Source organism: Actinacidiphila yeochonensis CN732 (assembly GCF_000745345.1).
GTDB lineage: Bacteria > Actinomycetota > Actinomycetes > Streptomycetales > Streptomycetaceae > Actinacidiphila > Actinacidiphila yeochonensis.
The window spans coordinates 404,642-424,307 of the sequence record NZ_JQNR01000003.1; the positions used below are offsets into that span (position 1 = coordinate 404,642).

Below are 19,666 nucleotides of genomic sequence, written 5' to 3' on the forward strand. Positions count from 1 at the left end.
GGGGCGTACGGACAGCGGTTACCGTCCCCCGGATGCCACCCAACCCCAGTCCGCTGGGCGCGCCGTCGGCCGACGACCTGAGCGCCTGGCACCGCGTGTGGACGGCCGCGTCCAGCCACGACCGGCCGGGCGAACCGCTGCCCTCACCGGCCTCGGTCCGCAGGGCGCTCACGGCCGCCGGCGAGGACTCCCGCCAGTTGCTGTGGCTGGTGCGGCGCCCCGGCGGCGACCCGACGGCCACAGCCGCGCTGCGGCTGCCCGCCTCCGACCGCGTTCCCACCGCCGGGCTGGACCTCGTCGTGCACCCGGCCCACCGGCGGATGGGCACCGGCTCCCGGCTGCTGGCCACCGCCACGGAGGCGGCCGCCGCCGAGGGGTGCGCGGGGGTCACCGCCGAGGTCCCGGCCGGTGCTCCGGGGGAGGACTTCCTGGCCACCCGCGGGTTCGTCCCCGTGCAGCGCCTGACGTGGCAGCGGCTGGCGCTGTGCGAGGTACCCGAACGGGTGGTCAAGCTGCCGGACGTGCCGCACCCGGGCTACCGGCTGTCGGTGTGGGAGGGGCCGCCGCCGCCCGCACTGGCCGCCGGGTTCGCCGCCGCCCGCGGCACGCTGGGCGGCGGCCCGCGCGGCGACGCCGGACGGCACGCCCCGCATCTGGGCGAGCACGACACGGCCGAGGCCGCCGCCCGGCGCGGCGAGCGGCTGCTGACCGTCGCCGCGCTCGCCGACCCGGACGGCGCCGTGGCCGGCTACACGCGGCTGGTGCTGCCCGCGGAGGCTGCCGAGCCGGCCCGGCAGCTCGACACCGCGGTGCTGCCCGGCCACCGGGGCAACGGCCTTGGCCTGTGGCTGAAGGCGGCCATGCTGCGCCGGGTGCGCGGCGACCACCCGGCGGTCGCCGAGATCACCACCGGCACCGCCGACGACAACCGCCACATGCACGCGCTCAACGCGGCGCTCGGCTACCGCCCGCTGCGCCGTACCGTCGCGTACCGGCTCGCCCTGCGCCGCTGACGCCCGCGGGCCCGGCGGGAGGCTCCCCTCCCGCCCCGCACGTAACAACACGGCCGCATCCGGCCCGCCGGGCGTGCGTCGGGTGGGGCGGGGCGGGAAGCTGTTACGCGTGATGGACGAGACGGAGTTCTGGCAGATCGTCGACGAGACCCGCGCGGCGGCCGACGGCGACCCGGAGGACCACGCCGACGCGCTGGTGGACCGGCTGGCCGAGCTCGACGACCCCGAGGCCGTCCTGGACTTCGCCCGCCACTTCGAGACCCGCTTCCACCGCGCCCACCGCTGGGACGTGTGGGCCGCCGCCGACGTCATGCTCGGCGGCGCCGACGAGGAGGCGTTCGACTTCTTCCGCTGCTGGCTGATCGCCCAGGGCCGGGACGTCTTCGAGGGCGCCCTGGCCTCCCCCGACGACCTGGCCGACCTCGTCCCCGCCTTCGACCCGGAGACCGACGGCGACGCCGAGGACGTCGGCTACGCGGCCGACGAGGCGTACGAGCAGCTGACCGGGCTGCGCCTGCCCGAGCTGGGCCTGCCACCGCAGGAGGACGCCCCTGAGGGCGACCGGCCGGACTTCGACGACGCGGAGGCGATGGCCGCCGACCTGCCCCGCCTGTGGGCGCGCTTCGGCTGAGCGCCTGGTGGGCCCGCTCCGGCTGAGCGCCTTGCGGGCGCGCTTCGGCCGGCCCCCGGCCGCGACCCGGCACAATGGCCGCCATGCGTATCGCTGTCGCCGGCGCCTCCGGCCTGATCGGCTCCGCCCTCACCGAGTCCCTGGCCGCCGACGGCCACCAGGTCGTCGCGCTCGTCCGCCACGATCCCGACGGACCGGGACAGGCCCGCTGGGACCCGGCTGCGGGCACCGTCGCCCCGCAGGCCCTGAGCGGCTGCGGCGCCGTCGTCAACCTGGCCGGCGCGCCGATCGCGGCCCGCCGCTGGAGCGACCAGCGCAAGCGGGAGCTGCGCGACAGCCGGGTGAAGGGGACGGCCGCCCTCGCCCGCGCGGTCGCCGCGCTGGACCCCAAGCCGGTGCTGGTGTGCGGCAGCGCCATCGGCTACTACGGCGACACCGGCGACCGGTTCGTGGACGAGGAGAGCCCGGCCGGGCACGGCTTCCTGGCCGACCTGGTGCGGGACTGGGAGGCGGCGGCCGACCCGGCCCGGGAGGCCGGGGTGCGTACCGTCCACGCCCGCACCGGCCTGGTGGTCGCGCACGGCGGCGGCGCGTGGGGGGCGCTCTTCCCGATCTTCCAGGCCGGTCTCGGCGGCCGGATCGGCGGCGGCCGGCAGTTCTGGAGCTTCATCTCGCTGGCCGACGAGGTCGCCGCGCTGCGCTTCGCCATCGACACCCCGGGGCTGTCCGGACCGGTGAACCTGACCGCGCCCGAACCGCTGACCAACCGCGAGATCACCGCCGCCATGGGCAAGGTGTTGCGCCGCCCCACGGCCCTGCCGGTGCCCGGCTTCGCCCTGCGGGCCGTGCTGGGCGAGTTCGCCGGGGACGTGCTGGGCAGCCAGCGGGTCCGGCCCAGCCGCCTGCTCGACGCCGGCTTCACCTTCACCCACCCGGGAATCGAGGAGGCGATCCGCGCCGCCCTCCCGCCGCGCAACCGCGTCTGACCCTCCCCCGCCGCACGACCGCCGCCCGAACCCTCCCCCGCCGCACGACCGCCGCCCGAAGGCCTCCGCGCGACCGTCGCCCGGGGCCCCGCACGACCGTCGCCCGAGGCCCCGCCGCCCGCCCTCGCGGGCCGGGCGGACGACAGCAACGCGCCATCAGCGCGCCGGAGTCCGCCGGACCCGGGCGGGGGCCGTACGGGCCCGGGGGTGCCGCGGGCTGACGTGTCCGGCCCGCTCACGGCCCCTCCGGCCGCACCGCCGCGACCGGAGGACACCCCTCCGCCACCGCCGGGGGCTCCGCCGGAGGAGAACAGACCTCCGACCTGCCGTCAGAACCTGTCCGGGACTGTCCGGTTCGTGTGCGCCGCCCGCATTTTTTGTCGTTGTTGGGGGCATGACCTCTAGCAGCGCCCGGCGGAGGTCCCGTGCCAGACCCGCACCTCTGTGCCGGCCGCCGCGGCGCGAGCGGGGAAGGACCCGATCTCCTGGAGGGGCAACGTGCTCTCGCCAGCATGCCGGAGAACTGCCACCACCGCGGACGTGATCGTGATCGGCGCGGGACTCGCCGGTCTCTCGGCCGCGCATCAGCTGACCGAGGCGGGCCTGTCCGTCATCGTCCTGGAAGCCTCGGAAAGGATCGGCGGCCGGATGGCCACCGACACCCTGGACGGCTTCCGGCTCGACCGCGGGCCCCACCTCCTCAATTCCTGCTACCCCGAACTGCGCCGGCAACCCGCCCTGCGCGGGCTGGAGCTCGCCTCCTTCGCCCCCGGCGTGATGGTCCGGGCCGGCGGCCGGAGCTACCGCGTGGGCGAGCCGCGCGGCGCCCGTACCGCCCTCGCTCCCGTCCGGACGCCCATCGGTTCGGCGCTCGACCGGGCGCGGTACGGCACCGCCCTCAACCGGCTCGCCGCCACCCCGGTGACCCGGCTGACCGCCCGTCCGGAGACCACCACCGCCGTGGCGCTGGCCGGGGCGCGCGGCTTCGCACCCCGTACGGTGGACGGCTTCCTGCGCCCGCTGCTGGCCGCGCTCCTCTACGACCAGGAGCTCAACACCTCCAGCCGGGTGGCGGACCTGGTGCTGCGCGGCTTCGCCCGGGGCCGGGTCTGCCTGCCGGCCGGCGGCGCCGCGCGGCTGCCCGAACGGCTGGCCGCGGCCCTGCCGCCGGGCACCGTCCGGCTCGGCGTGCGGGCCGTCCACGTAGCGGTGAACCGGGTCCGCACCGAGGACGGCACCGAACTCGCCTGCCGGGCGGCCGTGGTGGCCACCGACGCGCGTTCGGCCGGCGAACTGCTGCCGGGCCTGCGGGTGCCGGACTTCCACCAGGTCACGGTGGTGCACCACGCGCTCCCGGCCACCTCCGTCCGCCGGCCCGCCCTGATCCTCGACGCCGACCGCGCCGGGCCGGTCGCCTACACGTACCAGGCCAGCGCGGTGGACCCGAGCCGCGCCCCGCTCGGCCGCGCCCTCGTCACCTCGGTGCTGCTCGGCCCGCTGCCGCCGGGCACCGAGGAGACCCGCGACAAGGCCGTCCGCGCCCACCTCGCCGAGCTCTACGACACCCCCACCGACCACTGGGACCACCTGGCCACCCGCACCGACCCCACCGCCGTCCCGGCCATGCCCGCCCCCCACGACCTCCGCCGCCCGGTCCGCCTGCTGGCCGGCCTCTACGTCTGCGGCGACCACCGTGACACCTCCACCGTCCAGGGCGCCCTCGTCTCCGGCCGCCGTGCCGCCACCGCGGCCCTCCACGACCTCCACACCCCCCGCCCCTGACCCGAACTCACGGACTCGCCCGAACTCACCCGAACGGCCCTGTCGACACGGCGGGTTCGACGGGCCGGGGGTTCGCGACCCTGCCGTGTGCCCTTCGACCGAAGGGCCGCGAGCACACGGCTTCCGACCCCCCGGCCCAGAGCGCCCGCCCCGCGTTCCGACGGTCCTCTCGCCACCCTCACCTCGGCAGCGCCGTCAACCGGTCGTGGAACGCCCGCGCGGCCGCCGAGTCCCGGAACGGCTCCAGCCGCTGCCGGAAGTCCCGCACGTACTCCGCCGCCCGCATCGACCTCATCTCCGCCGCCCCCTTGTGCGCCTCCCACGCGTGCGCGCAGGCGGCCTCCACCTCCCCCATCCCCAGCCGCGCGCACGCCAGCACCGTCCGGCAGAACAGCCGGCTGCGCACGTACGCTGGCGACCGCAGCTGGAGCGACCGCTCGGCGTACTGCGCCGCCGCCCGGTACTGCTGGAGGTCCCGGAAGCAGTGCCCGAACTCGTCGGCGAGCTGCGCCTCGTCGAAGAAGCGCGCCCAGGCCGGCACCTCGTCCCCGCCCCGCGCGGCCCCAGCGCCCGCTCCGCCCGCGCCAGGGCGGCCGCGCACGCCCGCCCCTCGGCCAGCAGCCCGTGGCCCCGGGCCTCCGCCGCGTGCAGCAGCGCCTGTACGACGGGCGGCGCGCCCGTCCCCACCCCCTGCTGTGCGACCCGCGCCAGCTGCACCGCCTCCCGGCCGTGCCCCAGGTACACCGCCTGCCGGCTCATCGTGACAAGCACGTACCCGCCGAAGACGCGGTCCCCGGCCGCCTGGGCCAGCCGCAGCGCCTGCACGAAGTAGCGCTGCGCCAGGCCGTGCGCGCCGATGTCGTACGAGGTCCAGCCGGCCAGCCGGGTCAGGTCGGCCACCGTGCCGAACAGCCGCCGGCCGAGGGCCTCCCCGTAGCCGCCGCGCAGCATCGGCTCCGCCTCGTGCTCCAGGTAGCGGACGAGGGCGAGCCGGGCGTGGCCGCCGCCGTAGGCGTGGTCGAGGGAGCGGAACAGGTCGCCGACGGCCTGGACCGCCGCGACCTCGCCGCCGCCGACCCGCCCGTACACGACGGGGGCGGCGGCCGCGGGAGGCATCCGGGGGCCGCCCCGGGTCTGCGCCGGTACCCGGCCGGCCCGCGCCGGGAGCAGCCCGCCGCCGGCCCCGGCCGCGCCCGGCCGGAAGCGCCCCACCAGGGGCACCGGGCCGGGCCGGGTCCCGCCGGGGGCGCGGCCCGGCCCCGTGCCGGGTACCCCTTCGGCGCCCGTCCCGTGGCCTGCCTCGTGACCTGCCTCGGGGTCCTCCTCGCGCGCCACCCGTTCGTCGGGCCGCCCGATCAGCCAGTCCCGGCTGGGCACCACGAGCCCGGCCGGCGTGAACGCGATCTTCCGCAGCTCCACCGGGCTCCCGGTGTCCTTGCGCCACAGCCCGCTGACGATGTCCACCGCCTCGCCGGGCGTGGCGGCGTACTCCAGGCCCGCGTAGACCGGGGCCGCGGCGTCCAGGCCGAGGTCCTGCGTCGACAGCCGGCGGCCGAGCCGCTGGGTGAAGACCTCGGCGATCAGCGCGGGCGTGGTGCCGCGCGGCTGCTGGCCGCGCAGCCAGCGGGTGACGGAGGTCTTGTCGTAGCGCAGGTCCAGGCCGTGCTCGACCCCCAGCTGGTTGACCCTGCGGGCCAGCCCGGCGTGCGAGAAGCCGGCCTCGGCGATGACGGCGGCGAGCTTCACGTTCGGCCGGCCCGGCTGGCCCGACGCGCTCGCGGGGCCTGACGCCTCCGACGGGCTCGGCGGCCCGCCCGCGCCGGGGTGCCGGGTGCGGGCGGGGTGTCCGGCGGGGTCCCGGGGCGGGCTCCCCGGGGCGGGCCGGGGGACGGTGGAGCCGGGCTGGGTGGGGCGGCCGGCGCGCTCCGTTCCGGGCAGGGGACGGCCAGGTGTACGCGGGATAGGGCGGTCCGTCATCGGCGGTACGGTCCACTTCCTCTGGGCGCTCAGGTCGGCGCGAATGTAACGGTCTGCGGTGGGAAGCTCACCGTAAGAACCGTATATTCGCCTGAATGGGCTACAACTGACGGCATAACGGACTCCCGCCACCCCCGCACGCGCATGTGTCGGCGGTCCCAGACGCCCCTTGCGTACCGGCCCCGGCAGCCGCCCCGGTCCCCCTCGTCCCAGCCCCCCGCGGCCCTCACCGCAGGCCCGCCGCCGCCCCTCGCCGCAGCCCCGTCGCGGCCGCCCGCACCCGCCCCGCGGCTGTCGCGGCGGCCCGCCGTACAGTTGCTGGGTGGGTTCGGCGACGGCCATCAGCCAGAGCCGGGCCCCCCGCCGCGTACACGCAAAGGGAGTCGCCGTGAGCGAGCTGCAGTTCGTCCGTCTCGGTTTCGGAGCCGACAAGGTCGACTACGAGGAGGCGTGGCAGGAGCAGCGCCGCGTGCACGCCGCCCGCTTCGTCGACGAGGTCCCGGACACCTGCCTGCTCCTGGAGCACCCGCCGGTCTACACCGCCGGCCGCCGCACCGCCGACGACGAGCGGCCCCTGGACGGCACCCCGGTGGTGGACGTGGACCGCGGCGGCAAGATCACCTGGCACGGCCCCGGCCAGCTGGTGGGCTACCCGATCCTGAAGCTGCCCCGCCCGGTCGACGTGGTCGCCCACGTCCGCCGGCTGGAGGAGGCGCTGATCCGCACCGCCGCCGACTTCGGCCTGGAGACCAGCCGCGTCGAGGGCCGCTCGGGCGTCTGGGTGCTCGGCGACCCGCTGGAGGAGCGGACGGCCCGCGGCCTCGTCCTGGACTTCGACCCGCGCATCCACGACGAGGAGTTCGACCCGCGGCTGAGCGGCCCCGAGTACGCGCCCTCCAACGCCGGGCTGCGCCGCGAGGACCGCAAGCTCGCGGCGATCGGGATCCGCGTGGCCAAGGGCGTGACCATGCACGGCTTCGCCCTGAACTGCAACCCCGACACCACCGGCTTCGACCGGATCGTGCCCTGCGGCATCCGCGACGCGGGCGTCACCTCGCTCTCCCAGGAGCTGGGCCGCGAGGTCACCGTCGAGGAGGTGGCGCCGGTGGTCGAGAAGCACCTCACCGAGGTGCTCACCGCGGCCGTGCCCCTCCCCCGCGCGGTCTGACGGCGCCGCGCTCCGGGCCGGACCGCCGGCCGGACCGCGTCCCGTGTGATCTCCGGCACGCCCGGGGGCCCTTCGCGGGGGAATGCGCCGAGGTGGGCGGGGGTTGCCACGGTGGGAGGCGGTGAACCGCAGGCGTACGCTGGAGTCCGCCGAGGATTCGAAGCCGCCGTGGGTGAAACCGCGCGCGGCGGACGGTTCCGGCGCCGCCGTACCGAAGCCGCCCTGGCACTGCCGGGGCGGTGGACGACAGCCACCGGCAACCGCCGGCGGTCCCCGTCGGTCGCAGACGAAGCCGTATCGACGTAGACCTGTACGTAAGAGCTGTACATAGACGCTGTAGGGAGTCGGTCGTGTCCGCAGTCGCACCAGACGGACGGAAGCTGCTGCGCCTGGAGGTCCGCAACAGCCAGACCCCCATCGAGCGCAAGCCCGAATGGATCAAGACCCGGGCGAAGATGGGCCCCGAGTACACACAGATGCAGAAGCTCGTCAAGAGCGAGGGCCTGCACACGGTGTGCCAGGAGGCGGGCTGCCCCAACATCTACGAGTGCTGGGAGGACCGTGAGGCCACGTTCCTCATCGGCGGCGACCAGTGCACCCGGCGCTGCGACTTCTGCCAGATCGACACCGGCCGGCCCGAACCGCTGGACCGCGACGAGCCGCGCCGGGTGGGCGAGTCCGTCGTCACCATGGACCTCAACTACGCCACGATCACCGGCGTCGCCCGCGACGACCTGCCCGACGGCGGCGCCTGGCTCTACGCCGAGACGGTCCGGCAGATCCACGCGATGACCGCCGAGCGCGCCGACGGCCGGACCAAGGTCGAGCTGCTGATCCCGGACTTCAACGCCGAGCCCGAGCAGCTCGCCGAGGTCTTCGCCGCCCGCCCCGAGGTGCTGGCCCACAACGTGGAGACGGTGCCGCGCATCTTCCGCCGCATCCGCCCCGGCTTCCGCTACGAGCGCTCGCTGGAGGTGATCACCCGCGCCCGCGAGGCCGGCCTGGTCACCAAGTCGAACCTGATCCTCGGCATGGGCGAGGAGCGCGAGGAGATCAGCCAGGCCCTCCAGGACCTGTACGACGCCGGGTGCGAGCTGATCACCATCACCCAGTACCTGCGGCCGTCCGTGCGCCACCATCCGGTGGAGCGGTGGGTGAAGCCCGCGGAGTTCGTGGAGCTGAAGGAGGAGGCCGAGGAGATCGGCTACGCGGGTGTGATGTCCGGGCCGCTGGTCCGCTCGTCGTACCGCGCCGGGCGCCTCTTCCAGCAGGCCATGGACCGCCGCGGCCAGGCCGCGGAGCTGGGCGGCGCCACCGCGCCGGCGGCCGGCGCGGCCCGCTGAGGCCGGTCCGGCGCCGCCGTGGTGGGCGGGGTGCGGCTTTCATCCGCGATTGACCCGGTCGTCACCGGCTGGTAACACGGAGTGGCGATCCTGGTGTGGCAGGGCGGCACCCCGCGCGCCCGTCCCACCCCGTGCCCGTCCGCCCTGTGCCCGTCCCGTGCCCGCTCCACCCGCCCGGGTTCTGCGACCCGGGCGGCCGGCTCCGCCTGTTCGACGGCTCAGCCCGTTCCGTCCCGTTCGCTCCGCTGGACCGCTCGACCGCTCGACCGTTCCGACTTGCTCCACCGTTCGGCCGATCCGCCGTTCGGCTGATCCGCCGTTCGGCTGATCCACCGCTCCACCGCTCCACCGTTTGACCCCGCCCGCCCGACCGCCGCTCCGCGACGCTCTTCCGAGGGGGACGCCATGTCGTCCGAGCAGGTGCCCGCCATCCAGCACCGCCAGCCGAGCACGCCCGTAAGGGGCGCTCTGCGCGCTGTGGAAACCTTTCTGCTGAGCGGTGGCCAGCGAACGGCCCGCAGGAACGCCTGGGCGGCCGTCGTGGCCGACCGGCAGCGCGCCCTCGACCGCCACGAGGCCGAGCACGAGTTCGCCGCCCTGACGGGCACTGGCAGCGGGGGCGCCGCCCAGCCGCGGTGACGCCGTCCCGACCGGCCACGTATCCTGTGCGGCATGGCGAGGAAGGAAACCCCCGAGAGCAGCCCTGGGCGGCTCGCACAGATCGCGCAGACCTACAAGATGACGCGGCAGGCCGATTCCAGGATCGGGCTTGTCCTCGCCGCTGTGGGAGTCGTCACCTTCGGCGTCATCCTCGGCATCGGCTTCGCGATCGGACATCCGATCTGGGCCGGCATCCTGGGCCTCCTGCTGGGCCTGCTGGCCACCGCGGTCGTCTTCGGCCGCCGGGCGGAGCGGGCCGCGTTCGGCCAGATGGAGGGCAAGCCGGGCGCTGCGGCGGCCGTACTGCAGAACGTCGGCAAGGGCTGGACCGTCAGCCAGGCCGTGGCCGCGAACCGCAGCCAGGACATGGTGCACCGCGCGGTCGGCCGCGCCGGCGTGGTCCTGATCGGCGAGGGCAACCCCAACCGGGTCAAGGGCCTGCTGGCCAACGAGAAGAAGAAGGTCGCCCGGGTCGTCTACGACGTGCCGGTGCACGACTTCGTGGTCGGTGACGACGAGGGCCAGCTGCCGCTGAAGAAGATCCGCTCCACCCTGCTGCGGCTGCCGCGCACGCTGGACGGTCCGAAGACCACCGAGGTGAACGACCGCCTCCGGGCGCTCGGCGACCTCATGAGCAACATGCCCATCCCGAAGGGCCCGATGCCCCGCGGCATGCGCATGCCGCGCGGACCGCGCTGAGCCCCTCCCCCTCCACTCCTCACACGGCCGCGCCCGCCCGGAGCTTTCCGGGCGGGCGCGGCCGTCCTCATATGGGGGCGCCGGGCAGCGTTGCATGCCGCCCCGGGCGCGGGTCGTCAGCGCGAGGCTTCGGCCGCGAGACGTTCAGCGCGAGACGTCAGGCCCGGAGCCCCTGGCGCGAGACGTTCGGCCCGGAACTCAGGCGCGAGACGTCAGGTCCGACGCCTCAGACGCCAGACATCAGGCGCGAGACGTCAGGCGCGGACCTGGACCGCTCTGGCCGCCTTGTCGTGCAGGCCGCGGGTGTCGCGGTCCCAGACCACGGCAGGAATGACGATGAGCAGCAGCACCGTACGGATGATCACGCCGAGCGGCCTGAGGCGCCCGCCGTCGACGGAGACCACGCGCAGCCGGGTGACCACCTTGCCGGGCGTGCTGCCGACCAGGGTGAGCCCGATGACGCTCAGCACGCCGAAGACCACCAGCGCCCAGTTGTTGGCGCCGTAGAGGCTACGGTGCGCGATCAGGCCGTATGCGATCAGCACGCACAGCAGCCAGTCGATGAGGAGCGCGACGATGCGGCGGCCGACGGGTGCGATGGACCCCGGCCCCTCCTCGGGCAGCCCCAGCCGCTCGCCGCGGTAGCCGAACTCGACGCCCATCTGCTCCGCGGCGGCCCGGGGCCCGGAGAGCCACGAACCCACTACTTCCCTGTTGTCCACGCATCAAAGGTAACCCGCGCCGTGGCAACGCCCGAGGGCCGGGAGGCCATGGCGGGAAGGGGCGGGAGAACGGTTGGGCGCGGCCGCGTCGGGCAGGCGGAACCCGGGACCGACGGGCAGGCTGGGGCAGAGGTGAAGGGCGGGACGTCCGGCGAGCCGACCGGAGCCGACGAGAGCCGACCGGAGCCGGGCGACGGGCGGCGACGGGCGGCGACGGGCGGCGACGGGCGGCGAGGGGAGCGAACTCGCCGGACCGACCGGAGCGCGGCGCGGCGGCGACGAGGCGGCCGCGTGGTTAACCTCTGCGAAACAAATGAGTCATGCTGGAGAAATGGCCTGTCCCTAAGGTCTCGGTAGAGTGCGCCGGTCCACCGAACCGCGCGCCCCGATCGCCACGCCTCCCGGCCAGCGGCCGGGCCTAGGAGGAGTTGGATGTTCCAGTCCGCTGACGACGCCAACAAGTTCATCAAGGACGAGGACGTCAAGTTCGTCGACGTCCGGTTCTGCGACCTGCCCGGCGTGATGCAGCACTTCACGGTGCCTGTGTCGACCTTCGACCCGGCCGAGGAGCTGGCCTTCGACGGCTCGTCCATCCGGGGCTTCCAGGCGATCCACGAGTCGGACATGGCCCTGCGCGCCGACCTGTCGACCGCCCGCGTGGACCCGTTCCGCCGGGACAAGACGCTCAACATCAACTTCTTCATCCACGACCCGATCACGGGTGAGCAGTACAGCCGCGACCCGCGGAACGTGGCGAAGAAGGCGGAGGCGTACCTGGCGTCGACGGGCATCGCGGACATCGCGTACTTCGGCCCGGAGGCGGAGTTCTACGTCTTCGACAGCGTGCGCTTCGAGACGAAGGCGAACGAGTCCTTCTACCACATCGACTCCGAGGCGGGCGCCTGGAACACCGGTGCGCTGGAGGACAACCGCGGCTACAAGGTCCGCTACAAGGGCGGCTACTTCCCGGCCCCGCCGGTGGACCACTTCGCCGACCTGCGCGCGGAGATCTCCCTGGAGCTGGAGGCCGCGGGCCTCCAGGTCGAACGCCAGCACCACGAGGTGGGCACGGCCGGCCAGGCGGAGATCAACTACAAGTTCAACACGCTGCTCGCCGCCGCCGACGACCTGATGCTCTTCAAGTACATCGTGAAGAACGTCGCCTGGCGCAACGGCAAGACCGCGACCTTCATGCCCAAGCCGATCTTCGGCGACAACGGCTCCGGTATGCACGTCCACCAGTCGCTGTGGCAGGGCGGCAACCCGCTCTTCTACGACGAGGCGGGCTACGCGGGCCTGTCGGACACCGCCCGCTACTACATCGGCGGCATCCTGCGGCACGCCCCGTCGCTGCTGGCGTTCACCAACCCGACGGTGAACTCCTACCACCGCCTGGTGCCGGGCTTCGAGGCCCCGGTGAACCTGGTCTACTCGCAGCGCAACCGCTCGGCCGCCATGCGCATCCCGATCACCGGCTCCAACCCGAAGGCCAAGCGCGTCGAGTTCCGCGCCCCGGACTCCTCCGGCAACCCGTACCTGGCCTTCTCCGCGCTGCTGCTGGCCGGCCTGGACGGCATCAAGAACAAGATCGAGCCGGCCGAGCCGATCGACAAGGACCTCTACGAGCTGGCCCCCGAGGAGCACGCCAACGTCCCGCAGGTCCCGACCTCCCTGCCGGCGGTGCTGGACTCCCTGGAGCGCGACCACGAGTTCCTCCTCCAGGGCGGTGTCTTCACCTCCGACCTGATCGAGACGTGGATCGACTACAAGCGCACCAACGAGATCGCCCCCCTCCAGCTCCGCCCCCACCCGCACGAGTTCGAGCTCTACTTCGACGTGTAAAGAGCCTCTGACCTGCGGGAACGCAGGTTGATCTCTTCTCGTTTCCGCAGGTCAGCACCTCGCCGACCTGCGGAAACGTCGCACCCGCAGGCACCTGAGCTTGGCGTTTGACCTCGCAGGTCACCCGACCTGCTGATCTGTGGTTCTGTGTGGGACGACGGGCGCGGCCGTTCTCCACCCTTCGAGATGTCGAGTCTTGAAGTGCGAGAGAACGGCCGCTGTGTATGAGTCTGTCTGTCGCTGAGCCCGCTGGTACGGCGTTGGGCTTGTTGTCCCGCTTTCGGATCGAGTTCTACGAGTCCTTGTACGCCCGTGCGGACGTGCTCTTCGAGCTCACGGACGCGGTGCTGTGTGTGGACGGGCCGGTGAAGACGCTGGTCGAGCTGTGCCTGGCGGTCGAGCACCGGCGTGGGCACGCAGCCCTGTACGCCGCGTTGGATCGGGGCTGGTGCGAGCCTGCCCGTCTGCGCCGTGCTCTGGCCGGGCTGCCGCTGCCCCGCGCGGCCGGCGGGCGGATCGTGCTGGCCGTCGACGTGAGCAACTGGCTCCGCCCCGACGCCCCCACCAGCGACGACCGGTTGTTCTGCCACCTCTACGGGCGCGGCAACCGCAGCAAGGACCAGTTCGTCCCCGGCTGGCCTTACTCCTTCGTCGCGGCCCTGGAGACCGGCCGAACCTCCTGGACCGCCCTGCTGGACGCCGTCCGCCTGGGCCGGGCCGACGACGCGACCGCGGTCACCGCCACTCAACTGCGCGGTGTCGTAGCACGGTTGACGCAGGCCGGGCAGTGGCGCGAGGGCGACCGGGAGATCTGGGTCGTCATGGACTCAGGCTACGACGTCGCCTTCCTCTCCCATGCGCTCGCGGACCTGCCCGTCGTCCTGGTCGCACGTCTGCGCTCGGACCGCGTGATGCTGCGCGACGCCGGGCCCACCCGGTCAGGCCCGAAGGGCGGCCGACCCCGCAAGCACGGCGGCGTCCTGTCCTTCGCCCGGCCCGACAGCTGGCACGAACCCGTTGTCACCAGCGTCACCGACACCACCCGCTACGGCACGGCAGAAGCGATGGCCTGGGACCGGATACACCCCCGGCTCACCCACCGCGGCCCCTGGCTGGACCTGGCAAAGGAGGAACTGCCCATTCCGCACGGCACGCTGATCCGCCTGAGGGTCGAGCGCCTACCAGGTGACCGCGACCCCAACCGGTCTGGCTGTGGACCTCCCAGGCCGCCCCCGCACCGGCAGACGTGGACCGCTGGTGGCAGGCGTTCCTGCGCCGCTTCGACCTGGAACACACCTTCCGGCTGATGAAGCAGACCCTCGGCTGGACCGCCCCGAAGATCCGGAACGCGGACACCGCCGACCTGTGGACGTGGCTGATCATCGCCGCCCACACCCAACTCCGCCTGGCCCGCCCGCTGGCCGAAGACCTCCGCCGCCCCTGGGAACGGCCCACCGAGCCCCGCCGACTCGCCCCCGCCCGAGTCCGGCGGGGGTTTCGCAACGTCCACGCGACGGCAGCCCGTCCGGCAGCCGCACCGAAACCGTCCCGGCCAGGGCCCGGACGGCCCCCCGGCTCGAAGAACAAACACCGCGCCAAACACCACGACGTCGGAAAGACCGCCAAACGGGCCGAGTCGATCAAGAAACACCAAACACGGCGAGGTTAAACGCCAGGCTAAGGCGAATCTCGCCCTGCCGCGCCTGTCCAACGGTCAGTTCACCGTCTACGTCAACGGCGACCCAGTTGACGTAGTGGTCGACCGCACAGGATTCTTCACCTGACCTCACCACCCCGCCAGTTCCGTGCGGGCCGGGCGCCAACGCGCCCGGCCCGCACGGAACCGCTCGACGACCTACTGACATCGGTGGCCATCGTCACCTCGTCAACTGGGCGAGGGTGCTGCACGCGCGGCGACCTCGCCCAAGTCCTCCAGGAATCAGGATGACCAAAGCGCACATGAACATCACCATCGAGACGAAGATGTCGGACGTTGAAATCGGCGCCGCCTCAGCCTCGCTCATGCGGTTCGAACGCATGCGCAGCGTTCCGGCCGTTGTCCTTCTGGGCGCGGTGACCCTACTGGGCCTTGGGGTTCTGCCTGTCACTGTGACGGTCCCCTTCGGCTTGGGCTTCCTCGTCATGGGCTCCCTGTCCCTCACGTGGATCAGTCGGGCCCGAAAGGTGGCGGCACCGGCTGCACGTTTCGCCATGCCCTACAAGGTGGCGATATCCGACAAGTCCATCACCGCCACTCAAGAAGACGCAGTGACCACTCTGCCGTGGGACGACCTTCGCCACGTAACCCGAACCGCGCAGACGTGGATCTTCGTACCCCGCGAGGCCGAAAAGGCGCTCATGCTCCCGATCCGCTCGGTGACCGCTGCCGAGGCAGAGCAGCTCACGGCCCTTCTGTCGGCGTGGCCGGCGAGGAAGTACCGCCGCTCCACCGTCTGAAACTCTGCATCACCTTCGGCCGAGTGGATGCGGTTTTCCTGGCGGACATGTCTGCGGTCTCACGTCAGAGCCACCTGTCGGCCAACGAAGATCCGATCTTGACACTCCGTAGCTACCTCCGCAGGCACCTGCTCGCTCGACAAGGTCGTGAAGCGATCGGCAGGCGCTACCACAGCGCCGCGTAGTCGTGGACCGGCCGCCTTGTGCGCGAGTTGTGGGATGCCTCCTCACAAGCGCCCATACATGCAGGTCAGAGGCATGTTCGAGCTCTACTTCGACGTGTAAAGAGCCTCTGCCCTGCGGAAACGCAGTTCGATCTCTTCTCGTTTCCGCAGGTCAGCACCTCGTTGACCTGCGGAAACGTCGTTCGAGGGACTCGCGTCGAAGTTCCGGGCTTCACCGTGTGGAATGAGAGCAAGCGGCTGTTCAGCCTCCACACCCGATTCCGGCGGAAGCCCGGCCGCATCCACCTGCGAGTGGTCGCTGAGGAGGGCCGCGTACGCATCGGCTGCATCGGCCGCATCGGCCGGAAACGTCTGGCGGAGGACATCCCTCGCAGGTCGCGATGAGGCTACGGCTTCGTACTGCCCGGGCGGTGCCATAGGTCGATGTCCTTCTTCCATGCCTTGTTGCCGCCGCCTGTCGGGCACCGCCTGTTGTAGCAACGCCAGTACCAGTTCTGCTTCGCGCCGCGCCTGATCTCGATGTCGCCCTGCCCGCACCGCGGACACTTCGGTGGGCGGGCGAAGATCTCGGCGTGCTCGTGAGCGAGGATCTTGCGGGCGAAGTAGGCGCCGCGCATCGTGACCATGACCTCGCGGGTCCAGCTCTGCGACAAGGCGTTGAGGCTGCCGAGCATCACCGTCTTCTCGTCCACGACGACGATCTTCTGGTGCATGACGTGCATCGGTACGACGGTGTGGACGACCGCGCGCAGGTCCTCGACGAGGGACGCGTTCGCTGGCCTCTTCTGGAGCTCGTCGCTGGAGTCACGGACGAACACGGTCACCCGTACGCCCCGGTCGACTGCGGCACGCAGCTCCGGGAGGATCATCCGGATGCGCCTGGCCACCCAGGGAGCCCACAGCCACAGGGACGTCCGCGCGCTTCTGACGGCAGCGACGAAGGACGCGTAGAACGTCGTCTCGTCGTCGACGTCGCTGACCTCGACGTGCCGTGCGAGGACGTCCGCGAGGCGGTCGCCGAACTCCCCGCGCGGCACGTTCAGCTCGGGCGGCGTGATCAGGGTTCTGGCGGGGAGGACCCGTACCCCGGGCGTGCCGATGAGGGCGTCCAGCTGTCCGAACGGGGAGTCCGGGGCCTTCTGCGCCACCTCCCGGATGCGTGCGCCGCTCGCAATGACGTACACACGGGTCTGTACGCGGGTCATGGCCACGTTGAACAGCCTGATCCCGCTGCGCATCCAGTCGCTCGCCTCCGGCGCACTCGATGCCTTCGCCATCCACAGCGGCCGGCTGTGTTCGCCTTCGACGGTGTCGAAGACGACGATGGGGAACTCCCGTCCCTGGAACCGGTGCGCGGTGCCGACCTCGGCGCTCGGCCCCCCGGCCCGTTCGATGTCCCGCAGCGCCTCCAGCGTGGCTTCGGCCTGGTCCCCGTACGGAGTCACGACACCTGCGTTCTCGCCGTCCCCGGCGTGCAGGTCGATCAGGGCACGGGAGATGAGCGGGCCCGCGGCCCACCAGCCCTTGCTGGGGCCCGTGAGATGGACATGGGCGAGCTCGTGGAGCCCGTCGGTGTCGATGAGGACGATCTCCGGGTCCTCGGAGCTCCTGGAGTGCCGTACGACGGGGCCGGCCTGGAGCACACCGCCGTAGGCCAGGCCGTTCACGAGGCCCATCACGGCCCGGCCGAACCTGTTCTGGGTCACCAGGGTGGTACAGGCGGCGTGTGTCCGAGCCGCCGCCGGGTCGGTGATGCCGCAGTGCTGGAACACGTCCGGGACCAGCCAGCGCTGGATGTCGGGACGCTTCTTGTCCTTCAGCACACGGGGAACGACCGGGCCCAGCTGCATGAAGTCCCCGAGAAGCACGGCCGCCCGCTCGGCGTGGGAGACGGCGAGCAGCACCTCGGGCAGCGAAGCAGCGCCGACCTCGTCGATGAGGACCACGTCATAGTGGCCGGAGAAGACGTGCCGGTTGGTACGGAAGCGGGCCAGGGTGGTGGCAACGAGACGGGCGTTCTTGACGATCTCACCCTGCGCGTCGCGGGCGAGCCGCTCGTACTCCTCCTGGATCTCCTTGTACTGCTTCTCCAGCGGGCCCTTTCGAGCCGCTTCTGCGACGACGACGGAACGCAGGGCCACGGCCTTCCCGTGCCGCGCCGGCCAACCGTGCTCCTCGGCGGTGGCGATGAGCGCCTCCGCACGGTGTGCCCGCCCGGCTTCGTCCTCGGCCGTGGCGAGAGCGGTGCGCAGTTCGCCCACGGACCGGGTCAGGGTCTGATGCCGGATGGCGGCGGCGCGCGCCGTCGCGTCACGTCTGCCGATCTCGCTGTCGGAGAAGGGGATCGCCCGGATCATCTCCTCGGTCTGCGTCGCGATCCGCGCCCGGCGGCGGTCCGCGATGCCGCGGGCCTTGAGGGCGTGGTCGTGCGCCTCGCTGAACTGGGATTCCGCCTGACCGCACGCGGCCTGTGCCTCGGTTCGCTCCTTACGTGAGCGCCGTCTGGCGAACCCGGTCCGCTGCTCGATCCCGCGCAGGGTGCGCTGTGCCTCGCGCAGCCGCTCCTCCCTCAGAAGAGCGGCGGACTCGGCTGCCGTCGCCGCGTTCTCCACCTGGTCCGCCTCCCCGCGGAGGGCATCGACCTGCTCCCAGAGGTGGCGGGAGTCCGCGGCGTCGTCCCGGTCCTTCAGCGCCGCGTCCAGGTCACGGTCGGCCGCCGCCAGACTCCGGCCGACTTCCCGGGCGGCCTTTTTCAACTCCTCCACGCGTATGTCGCGCGACGCCGCGTCGCCGAACGGCTCGGTCACCAGGGCCCTCGCCTGCGCGTAGGACGCTGCGTCGAACCGTACGAGGCCCGCCTCCAGCTCCGCCAGGTCTTCCGCGCGGCGGCGCATGCCCAGCAGCTCCGCCGACACCCGGGCACGCCGTCCCTCGACGTCGGCCAGCCGGGCCCGGACCATGAGAGGCAGGGACACTTCGGGGTTTTCGGCGATCTCCTTCAGCTGGGGCGGCCCGACGCGGACGATGTCTCCGCTGGTGTGGCGGTGTCCCCTCAGGACGCCCTTCAGGGCGTTGTCGACGGCGATGTTGGTCGCGGAGACCAGCAGGACTCTCTTGCCCGCGGCGATCAGATGCCCGATGGCCAGCGTGAGGACCATCGTCTTCCCCGTGCCGGGTGGCCCCCACACGAGGTGTACGCCGGTCCCGAGGCAGGCCCGGTAGGCCTCCGCCTGTTCCGGGAAGAGCCCGGCGGGCGCCTCGGCCCGGGCAGGCTCTCCGGCGGGGCGGCCGGAAGCGAGCAGACTGCCCAGCGGGGTGTCCCCCAGCGCGGCGATGCCGTCCCTCAGGGATTCCAGCAGAAAGGTGGGGGGTTGCTGAAGAACCCAAAGGAAGGGGTCGACCGGGTCCGCGAACTCGGCGACCTTGACGGTCAGCGACGAACCGCTCTGCATGGTTTCGGTGACGGCGAAGCCGGCTTCCACACCGGATTCCTCGGGCCCGGCAAGACGCAGGCTTTCGAGCTGGTCCGGGTTGAGTTCGGTGCCCCGCAGATCCACGGTGTAGCGGCCCGGATCGCCTGCCCGGGCCGCGCGGCCGACCCTGCGCCAGCGCGGGCGCTGACCTGCTCCCCCTTCCACGGCGATCCATTCGTCGACCGCCGTAGTGATCTCATCGCGCCACCCCAAAGCCCCTCCCCGGCTCGCAAATGGTAGATCTTGCAGCGGTCCCGTCGCCTCCCTTTGCAGGAAAGCCGTGGCCGCCACAAGAGGGGGAAGGGTTCGAGACGCGCGTCAGCCCCTATTCGACCATGCCCGGTCTCCGTCAACCGGACGGGGATCCCGCCTCGGAGGCGGCATCGACCGTTCACTATCGGGACTGTCTGATCAACGGCTGATATGTCGATCATGGAGACATCACGTGCGTGAGGTGACGGCATCTGGCGTTTGGACAAGCGCCAGTACGCGCTCACCGGCCGCGTCAAAGGAGGGTCCGCCAGGACACGGGCCGCGACCGCTACCAGGTGTGGCGCCGCCCGATGCACGCGCCGCCAGGCCCGAGCAGCGCGGACGGGATCGCCCGCTTGACCGGCGCCTGAGTACGGGCCAGGCCCGGCGGCACTTGAGGTGCCGCCGGGCCTGGCTGGCGCCGTCCCGGTGGGGCGGCAGGTGTCGACTGCCCGGCAGGGGACAACTGCTGGCAG

General features: G+C 72.7%; 12 protein-coding genes and 2 pseudogenes. 11 read left to right on the forward strand and 3 right to left on the reverse strand.

Annotated features, from left to right (window positions below):
- Positions 1 to 32 precede the first annotated feature (32 nt).
- The 4 genes from BS72_RS03365 (at position 33) to BS72_RS03380 (ending at position 4,412) form a co-directional block, all read left to right on the forward strand.
- Entirely contained in the window at positions 33 to 1,013 is a 981-nt protein-coding gene (locus tag BS72_RS03365; protein ID WP_037906256.1) for a GNAT family N-acetyltransferase, read from the forward strand.
- Between the two features lie 112 nt (positions 1,014 to 1,125).
- Positions 1,126 to 1,644, forward strand: coding sequence for a DUF4240 domain-containing protein (locus BS72_RS03370; protein ID WP_037906258.1), 519 nt, complete (start codon positions 1,126 to 1,128; stop codon positions 1,642 to 1,644).
- Positions 1,645 to 1,727: 83 nt separating this feature from the next.
- Complete coding sequence (locus BS72_RS03375; RefSeq protein WP_037907453.1) at positions 1,728 to 2,630, forward strand: TIGR01777 family oxidoreductase; 903 nt, start codon at positions 1,728 to 1,730, stop codon at positions 2,628 to 2,630.
- Positions 2,631 to 3,128: 498 nt separating this feature from the next.
- Positions 3,129 to 4,412, forward strand: a complete 1,284-nt coding sequence (locus tag BS72_RS03380; protein WP_037907454.1) for an NAD(P)/FAD-dependent oxidoreductase — start codon at positions 3,129 to 3,131, stop codon at positions 4,410 to 4,412.
- A 178-nt stretch (positions 4,413 to 4,590) separates the two neighbouring features.
- On the opposite strand, the pseudogene BS72_RS03385 reads toward BS72_RS03380, so the two are convergent.
- A pseudogene (locus BS72_RS03385) lies at positions 4,591 to 6,158 on the reverse strand (regulator).
- A gap of 619 nt (positions 6,159 to 6,777) precedes the next feature.
- On the opposite strand from BS72_RS03385, the gene lipB reads away from it, so the two are divergent.
- The 4 genes from lipB (at position 6,778) to BS72_RS03405 (ending at position 10,259) form a co-directional block, all read left to right on the forward strand.
- A complete protein-coding gene (gene lipB / locus BS72_RS03390; protein WP_037906261.1) occupies positions 6,778 to 7,557 on the forward strand; it encodes a lipoyl(octanoyl) transferase LipB in 780 nt (259 codons plus the stop codon).
- 350 nt (positions 7,558 to 7,907) lie between these two features.
- Positions 7,908 to 8,900: a lipoyl synthase gene (lipA, locus tag BS72_RS03395; RefSeq protein ID WP_037906264.1), complete on the forward strand. Its 993-nt coding sequence runs from the start codon at positions 7,908 to 7,910 to the stop codon at positions 8,898 to 8,900.
- 405 nt (positions 8,901 to 9,305) lie between these two features.
- Positions 9,306 to 9,539, forward strand: a complete 234-nt coding sequence (locus BS72_RS03400; protein ID WP_051950600.1) for a hypothetical protein — start codon at positions 9,306 to 9,308, stop codon at positions 9,537 to 9,539.
- A gap of 33 nt (positions 9,540 to 9,572) precedes the next feature.
- Entirely contained in the window at positions 9,573 to 10,259 is a 687-nt protein-coding gene (locus tag BS72_RS03405) for a DUF4191 domain-containing protein (RefSeq protein WP_037906267.1), read from the forward strand.
- Between the two features lie 254 nt (positions 10,260 to 10,513).
- Here the strand turns inward: BS72_RS03405 and BS72_RS03410 are convergent, their stop codons facing one another.
- Complete coding sequence (locus BS72_RS03410) at positions 10,514 to 10,981, reverse strand: RDD family protein (protein ID WP_037906269.1); 468 nt, start codon at positions 10,979 to 10,981, stop codon at positions 10,514 to 10,516.
- 432 nt (positions 10,982 to 11,413) lie between these two features.
- On the opposite strand from BS72_RS03410, the gene glnA reads away from it, so the two are divergent.
- The 3 genes and pseudogenes from glnA (at position 11,414) to BS72_RS03425 (ending at position 15,280) form a co-directional block, all read left to right on the forward strand.
- Positions 11,414 to 12,823 (forward strand): type I glutamate--ammonia ligase, encoded by a 1,410-nt coding sequence (gene glnA, locus BS72_RS03415; RefSeq protein WP_037906271.1) that lies wholly within the window; start codon positions 11,414 to 11,416, stop codon positions 12,821 to 12,823.
- 224 nt (positions 12,824 to 13,047) lie between these two features.
- A pseudogene (locus BS72_RS03420) lies at positions 13,048 to 14,492 on the forward strand (NF041680 family putative transposase).
- Positions 14,493 to 14,782: 290 nt separating this feature from the next.
- A complete protein-coding gene (locus tag BS72_RS03425) occupies positions 14,783 to 15,280 on the forward strand; it encodes a YcxB family protein (protein WP_157856136.1) in 498 nt (165 codons plus the stop codon).
- A gap of 571 nt (positions 15,281 to 15,851) precedes the next feature.
- On the opposite strand, the gene BS72_RS03430 is transcribed toward BS72_RS03425, so the two are convergent.
- Complete coding sequence (locus BS72_RS03430; protein ID WP_037906275.1) at positions 15,852 to 19,151, reverse strand: AAA domain-containing protein; 3,300 nt, start codon at positions 19,149 to 19,151, stop codon at positions 15,852 to 15,854.
- Between the last annotated feature and the right edge of the window lie 515 nt (positions 19,152 to 19,666).